7 protein-coding genes are annotated in these 6,507 nt (G+C 76.0%); 2 read left to right on the top strand and 5 right to left on the bottom strand.

Going from position 1 to position 6,507, the window contains the following annotated elements; genetic code table 11:
* Nucleotides 1-192 precede the first annotated feature (192 nt).
* Nucleotides 193-462, bottom strand: coding sequence for a hypothetical protein (locus ACFWIC_RS02870; RefSeq protein ID WP_380515273.1), 270 nt, complete (start codon nt 460-462; stop codon nt 193-195).
* 130 nt (nt 463-592) lie between these two features.
* The gene (locus ACFWIC_RS02865) at nt 593-1,846 is read right to left on the bottom strand and encodes an MFS transporter (RefSeq protein ID WP_380515270.1); all 1,254 of its coding nucleotides are present in this window, start codon (nt 1,844-1,846) and stop codon (nt 593-595) included.
* Between the two features lie 116 nt (nt 1,847-1,962).
* On the opposite strand from ACFWIC_RS02865, the gene ACFWIC_RS02860 reads away from it, so the two are divergent.
* On the top strand, nt 1,963-3,030 hold the full coding sequence (locus ACFWIC_RS02860) for an ArsR/SmtB family transcription factor (RefSeq protein ID WP_380515267.1): 1,068 nt from the start codon (nt 1,963-1,965) through the stop codon (nt 3,028-3,030).
* 61 nt (nt 3,031-3,091) lie between these two features.
* Nucleotides 3,092-3,307, top strand: a complete 216-nt coding sequence (locus tag ACFWIC_RS02855; RefSeq protein WP_380515265.1) for a hypothetical protein — start codon at nt 3,092-3,094, stop codon at nt 3,305-3,307.
* Between the two features lie 157 nt (nt 3,308-3,464).
* On the opposite strand, the gene ACFWIC_RS02850 is transcribed toward ACFWIC_RS02855, so the two are convergent.
* The 3 genes from ACFWIC_RS02850 to ACFWIC_RS02840 form a co-directional block, all read right to left on the bottom strand.
* Entirely contained in the window at nt 3,465-4,661 is a 1,197-nt protein-coding gene (locus ACFWIC_RS02850) for an alpha/beta hydrolase family protein (protein ID WP_380515263.1), read from the bottom strand.
* 144 nt (nt 4,662-4,805) lie between these two features.
* On the bottom strand, nt 4,806-5,798 hold the full coding sequence (locus ACFWIC_RS02845) for a serine/threonine dehydratase (protein ID WP_380515261.1): 993 nt from the start codon (nt 5,796-5,798) through the stop codon (nt 4,806-4,808).
* Between the two features lie 157 nt (nt 5,799-5,955).
* A complete protein-coding gene (locus ACFWIC_RS02840; RefSeq protein ID WP_329877372.1) occupies nt 5,956-6,321 on the bottom strand; it encodes a hypothetical protein in 366 nt (121 codons plus the stop codon).
* Nucleotides 6,322-6,507: the final 186 nt, after the last annotated feature.

Raw genomic sequence — 6,507 nt, 5'->3', positions numbered from 1 at the left:
CCCTCCAGCTGTCGGGCTCGTGCTTTTTACACTACCACCGTGTGGTACTCGTGCTCGGCCCCCCCCCGGGGGGGTTCGTGGGGGGGGCGGTGGGGGGGCCCCCCCCGCCGCGGCGTTCGGCGGGGCGCGGCCGCGTCACCGAGGCGGTGTCACCGGGGTTCGCGCCACCGGGGCCGGGCCGCCGGGGTGGTGCTACCGCGCACGGGCCGCGGAGGCCGCCTTGCGCTGGTGGATCAGCAGGCCGACGAAGCCGGCCATGAACCCGCTGATCAGGCCGGACACGGCGTGGTTGACGGCGTTCGCCGTCTCGTCGTCCGGGGTGCCGACGATCAGGTAGTTGGCGGCCGCGCTCATCACCGCTCCGATCACGCCGCCGATGACACCGCTGACCAGGGAGGTCCGCACGGCACCCGGTGTTCCGGCGTCGCGAATGTCGGTGTTGGTGGTGCTGGGCGCGGTCATGTCGGCCTCCTGGCACGGTCGCTGGGTACGGGCCCGTGGTGTCGGGCGCATGTGGGGCACAGTCTGTCAGGAACCTCCGTGAGCGGAACCCCCTGTTCCACCCGGTGAGAACGGAGGTGCCCGGCCGTGATCAGGCCGGCCGGGCCGGCGTGGCGTCGGCCGGAGCGGTCGCGCCGGCGGCGGTTCCGGTCCCGGCGGCCCGCCCGGCCGCGGTCCGGTCCCGGCGCGGCGGCAGCAGGTGACGGGCCAGGGCGAGGGCCGCGAGTACCGCGACGAGCGTGCACACACCCGGCCAGCCCGCCCGGTCGTGCGCACGCAGCCCGAGCCAGGACCCGGCGCTGCCGCCCAGGTAGGCGCAGCTCATGTAGGCGGTGTTGAGCCTCCCCCGGGCGTCGGGATGGAGCGCGTACACCCGGGTCTTGTTGGCCACCATGCCCGACTGCATCGCCACGTCCAGCACCAGCGTGCCGACCACCAGGGCCGTCATGCCCGCCGCGCCGCCCCACCCGCCCGCGGCGAGCACCCCGGCGGAGGCGAGGGTCCCGACCAGGCAGACCAGGTTCACCGGGTCCGGCCCCCGACGGTCCGCCAGACGCCCGGCGAGCGGGGTGCAGACCATGGTCGCCGCACCGACCAGGGCGAGCAGGCCCACCGCCTGGGCGCCGAGCCCGTACGCCGGGCCGGTGAGCAGCAGCGGCAGGCACGTCCAGGCGGCCGAGAACCCCGCGAAGACCGTGGCCTGGTAGAAGCACGAGCGGCGCAGCTCCGGTTCGGTGCGCAGCAGGCGCAGCGGTTCGGCCAGCAGCGCGGGGTACGGCCGGTGCGAGGCCGGCGGGGCGGCTCCGGCCGGCAGGACGCGGGCCAGGACGGCGGCGAGGAGCAGGACCACGGTGCCGGCCGCCAGGTACGGGGCGCGCCAGCCCAGCCACTCGCCGAGCGTCCCGCCGAAGGTGCGGGCCAGCAGCATGCCGCCGATCGACCCGCTCATCAGGGTGCCGACGACCGACCCGCGCCGGTCGGCGGGCACCAGTCCGGCCGCCATCGGCGAGATGATCTGCGCGGCCACCGTGGTGACGCCGATGACGGCGCTCAGGGCGACGAGTGCGGGGAGGACCGGGGCGCAGCCGGCGGCGAGCAGGGCGATGCCGGTGAGGCCGAGCAGGGTGACGAGGAGCGACCGGTTCGGGAGCCGGTCGCCGAGCGGGACCAGCAGGAAGATCCCGACCGTGTAACCGATCTGGGTGGCGGTCACCACGAGGGCGGCGGCGTCGGTCGGCTCGCCCAGGCCGTCGGCGACCAACGGGGTGATCGCCTGCGGGAAGTAGAGGGTGCCCACGCCGACGGCGCAGGTCAGCGACAGGAGCAGGAGAAGCCGGCGGCTCACCTCAAACCACCGCCCCGAGCGGGGCGTTGGGGCGCTGCGTCCGGGTTGCCAGGTGTGTCATACCCGAAGTGCACGGCATCCCCGCGCCGCCGCCAACCGATGTAGCGTGGGGCTCAATGATCAGCTTCGGGTTGGGCGTCGAGGATCTCGCGGACACCCGTTTCGCGCTCTCGCCCCTGCACGAGACCGTGCTCAGCCTCCGGGTCCTGCGCGAGCCGGGGCTCTCCGCGCTGCACCTGCCGTGGCGGCGGGCCGTCCTCGGCCGCCTCGGCGCGCTCGACACCCGTCTGCTGCTCTCCCTGGTCGCCGTGCGGCGCACCGTGCCGGACTTCCTGACGCCGCGCCCGGTGGTCTTCGCCCCGGCCTTCGAGGACGAACTGGCCGCCGTCCGCCGGACCGCCCCCGAGGTGGTCCGCCGCGACCTGCTGGCCACCCACGCACCGGACCCGCTGCCCGCGCCCCTGCTCGCGGCCGCCGGCGACGCCGCCGACGCGCCGGTCGCCGGCCTCCGCGACGACCTCTGCGAACTCCTCGGCCAGTACTGGGAGATCGCCGTCCGGCCGGTGTGGCCGCAGATGCGGCTGGTGCTGGAGGCCGACATGACCTACCGCGCGCGCCGGCTCGCCCTCGGCGGGGCCAGGCTGCTCTTCGCCGACATGCACCCGAACCTGCGGTGGCACGAAGGGGCCCTGCACATCGCCGACATGATCAGCCACCACCACGTCGCGGCGTCCGGCCGCGGTCTGCTCCTCGTGCCGTCCGTCTTCGCCCACAAGCCGGCGCCCCCGGTCGGTCCGGACGAGGCGCCGACGCTCGCCTACCCGAGCCGGGGCGTGGCGACGCTCTGGCTCCGGCCGCCGGCCCCGGACTCCGCCGCGCTGGTGGCGCTCCTCGGCGCGCCCAAGGCCCGGCTGCTCGGCCTCCTGGACGAGCCCCTGCCCACCGTCGAGATCGCCCGCCGCCTCCGGGTCACCCCGAGCGCCGTCTCCCAGCACCTCCGCGTCCTGCACGCCACGGGCCTGCTGACCCGTGCCCGCGACGGCCGCCAGGTGCTCTACCGCCGCAGCGCGCTGGGCGACGGGTTGACCGGCGCGGCAGGCGAGGCGGACGAGGCGCGGACGGGTGCGGCGGGGTTGGCGGGCGTGGCCGAGTCGCGGAACGGGAAGACGCGGCCGGAAGCGTGAGGCGCTTTCGCCGCGGTCTGGGAGTATCGCCGGCACCGTGCGAGTACGAAGGTGGGAAGGCATGATCGGTCTGGTGCTGCTGGGGATCCTGGTGGTGGTCGTCGGCGGGTGCGCGTGCGTGGTGTGGGCGGAGCGCGGCGGGCCTCGCTGGGCGCGTCGGGTGGCCGCCGTGACGCTCGGCGCCGGTGAGTTGGTGCGCCGGTCCGGGCGGAGCCGGCGGCGGGGCGGGAGGGGGATCACGGCCGACCGGGGCGGTGACGGGGGCGACGGGGAGTGACCCGGCCGCCGGGCCGGGCGCAGGCGTCGGGCCCGGAGTGGCCCCTCACCCGCGCGAGGCTCACGGCGAGGCGATGCCCGCTCCAGCAGGCCCCGGAGGGGCGCCCTGTCCCTCCGGCCGGGGGTGCCCGCGTTGGCAGGCACCCCCGGCCCGTGCCTCAGGGGCGGTGGAACACGACCTCCGGGTCGGCCGCGGTCGGGCCGTCCAGCCGGGGCGACGCGAGGCCGCGCAGGTGCAGGTCGAAGAACGCGCCGACGTAGCCCCGGGTGATCTGGTGCGAGCGGGTGCCCGAGAGCGGGGTCTCCGGGTGCGGGTAGCCGGCCGAGTCGCCGAGCACCGGCCAGTCGGTGAAGGCGGGATGGCCCGCCCCGGTGACGGTCAGCCAGCGCTTCCAGCCGTCCAGCCGGGGCCAGGTGTCCTCCCAGGACGTGTCGGGGAAGTCCGGCGGCAGCAGGGCGGGGTCACCGGCGAGCATCAGGAAGGGGCGAGCGCCGAGGCCCGCCTCGGGGACCGGGGTGAAGAACGTCCCGTCCATGTTCACGCCCGCGTCCACCCGCGGGTCCGTGGCCATGGTGGCCGAGGCCGCCGCGCCGCCGATGGAGTGACCGGCCATGCCGATGTGCCGGGCGTCGATCAGCCAGGAGTACCGCCACGCCGGGTGCGGGCCGGTCAGCCGGTCCAGGACGAAGGAGGCGTCGCGGGCCCGGCCGTCGGACACCCGGTGCAGCGAGCCGTCGGGGAACACCTGCTCGCACGCCTTGCAGGTGAGTACCCGTCCGCCCGGGAAGACGGTGCCGTCCGACTCGTAGGCGTGGTCGACCGCGGCCACCACGTAGCCGCGGCTCGCGAGGTCCTCGGCCAGGCTGGTCAGCGCGGCGCGGGGCATGGTGAAACCGGGGGAGAGCACGACCAGCGGGTAGCGGTGGGCGGAGATCCGGGGCACCGCGTCGGTGCGGGCGTGGGTGCGGGTCGCGGCCACGTGCTCGGGGGTGGTGTACTCGCCGAGCTGTCCCCGGTCGGTGAGCAGGGCCCTGGCCTCGGCGACGGCCATGTAGGGGGCGGGGGATCCGGTGCGGGCGACCGCCGGGTAGTAGAGCGACAGCATCAGCTCCCGGTCCTCGGTGGGCACCCAGGGGTCCTTGCGGCTCCGGTCGACCAGGTGGAGGGTGTCCCGTCCGACGGCGAGGTCGCCGGTGGGGCGCGGGAGTTCGAGCCGGGCCGGGCTTCCGGCCGGGCTCTCCGACGGGCTCTCCGACGGGCCGGTGGCGGCGGTGGCCGGGGCCGCGACGACACCGGGGGCGGCCAGGATCAGGCCGACGGTGACGGCCGCTAACGTGCGGATGATCTTCTTCATGGATCGCATCCTAGAGAACATAGGCAAGGCTTACCTAAATTTTCCGGAAGGCGACAGGGGGCAGGGGTGGCGCACCCGACCCGTCCGGGCGCACACCCCTCGACCCCGCGTGCCGATCCGACGTGAACTGCCGGACGGGTGTTGCTACTTGACCGGACCGTCGGTCCCGTCCCGCTCGTCGTCGGTGAGGGTGCGGAGGTCGGTGTTGGCGCCGCAGAGGATGACGCAGACCTTCTCGCCGTCCTCGGGCCGGTAGGCGGCGGTGCCGGGACCGGCGGCCGGGTCGGAGGCGGCGGGCAGGGCCGCGAGCGCGGTGGCGGCGGCGTGCTCGACCGCGAGGCGGTGGTCGTCCCACAGGGCCCGGCGGGCCCGGACGATCCCGCCGTCCGGCACGAGCACCGGGCGGACGTCGCCCCGGCGGGCGGCCCGCACGGCCAGGGAGGTGGCGCGGCGGGCGCCGAGCGAGTCGGAGGCGACCGAGTCGACGGTGACGTCCACCGGCGCGCCGGCCGCGATCGCGGCGTCCAGCGCGCGGCAGTTCTCCGGCTCGACCGCCACGGTGCGGACGCCGTGCTGCCGGGCGGCGGTCGCCACCCCGGCGAACAGCCCGCCGCCGCCGACCGCGACCACCACCGTGTCCAGGTCCGGGATCCGCTGCTTGATCTCCTCCATCAGCGTGCCCGCCCCGGCGGCGATCAGCGGGTGGTCGTAGGCGTGGCTGGCGAGCGCACCCGAGGCGGCGGCGAACTCCTCGCAGGCCGCCAGCGCCTCGGCGTACTCCGTACCGACGAGCCGGACGTCGGCCTCGTACGAGCGGAGCCGGGCGACCTTCACGCGCGGCGCGTTGGCGGGCAGGAAGACGGTGGCCCGCACGCCCTGGCGGAGGGCGGACCAGGCGCAGGCCAGGCCGGCGTTGCCGCCGGAGGCGATGGTGACCCCCGCGTCGGGGAGGGTGCCGGCCTCGCGGTGGGCCCGGAGGAAGTTCTGCGCGCCCCGCGCCTTGAACGAGCCGGTGTGCTGGAGGTGCTCCAGCGCCAGCCACACCCCGTCCGGCCCCGGGGCTATCGCGACCGGGCGCACGTGCCCCGCGATCCGGTCGGCGGCGGACTTGATGTCGTCGTACGAAAGGTCGTGCACGTCGCTGCTCCTGTGGGGAAACGGTCGGCCGGTGGCGGGGGGATCGGGTCCAGCCTCGCAGCCGCCGCGGCGTCGGGGAAATCCGGTGCCGGTGCCGGTGCCGGTGCCGGTGCCGGTGCTGTGCCCTGTCCCGCCGGGCCCTGTCGTCCCCCGGGGGCTACCGCTCGGCGGTGGCCGTGTCCGCGAGGCGCTGGAGGCGGAGGGTGGCCGCGCCCCAGATCCACGCCGCGGAGAGCGGGACCGTCAGGACCGTGAGGCCGACCGCCCCGCGGATGCGCCCGTCGATGACGCGGGCGCAGCGCTCGCGGGAGTAGGTGCGCGGGGAGTCGTCGACGAGCGCCGGCGACCCGCAGCCGGTCGAGCTGCTACTGCCCGCCGCGACCGGAAGGAAGGCGAGGCCGATCGCCCAGATCCACCCGACGACCGCCAGTACCCCGAGGAGGTTCACGCCCCAGCGGTGGCGGCGGTGGGCGTTCCGCCACGCCCGCTCGTCGTGGTCCTGCAGAAGCTCCGCTACCGCCATGGCCTCCCCTGTCCCCGGTGTGGTGGAAGGGAAGAGCATTCCACAGGCCGTGATCGCGGCGGCAGTCGGGCGGGTCCTGAAGGGCCGCGCCCCCGGGCGGTTCGGCCGGTGGCCCGGTCGGTGCCGTGCCGGACGACCTCACCGAGCTCCGCCGCGCCGATGACCACGTCGTCCGCGTCCACCGGC

It is taken from the genome of Kitasatospora sp. NPDC127035 (genome assembly GCF_042726075.1).
Classification (GTDB): Bacteria; Actinomycetota; Actinomycetes; order Streptomycetales; family Streptomycetaceae; genus Kitasatospora.
The sequence above is the reverse complement of the archived record's forward strand: the minus strand, read 5'-3'. Positions and strand labels throughout refer to the sequence as shown.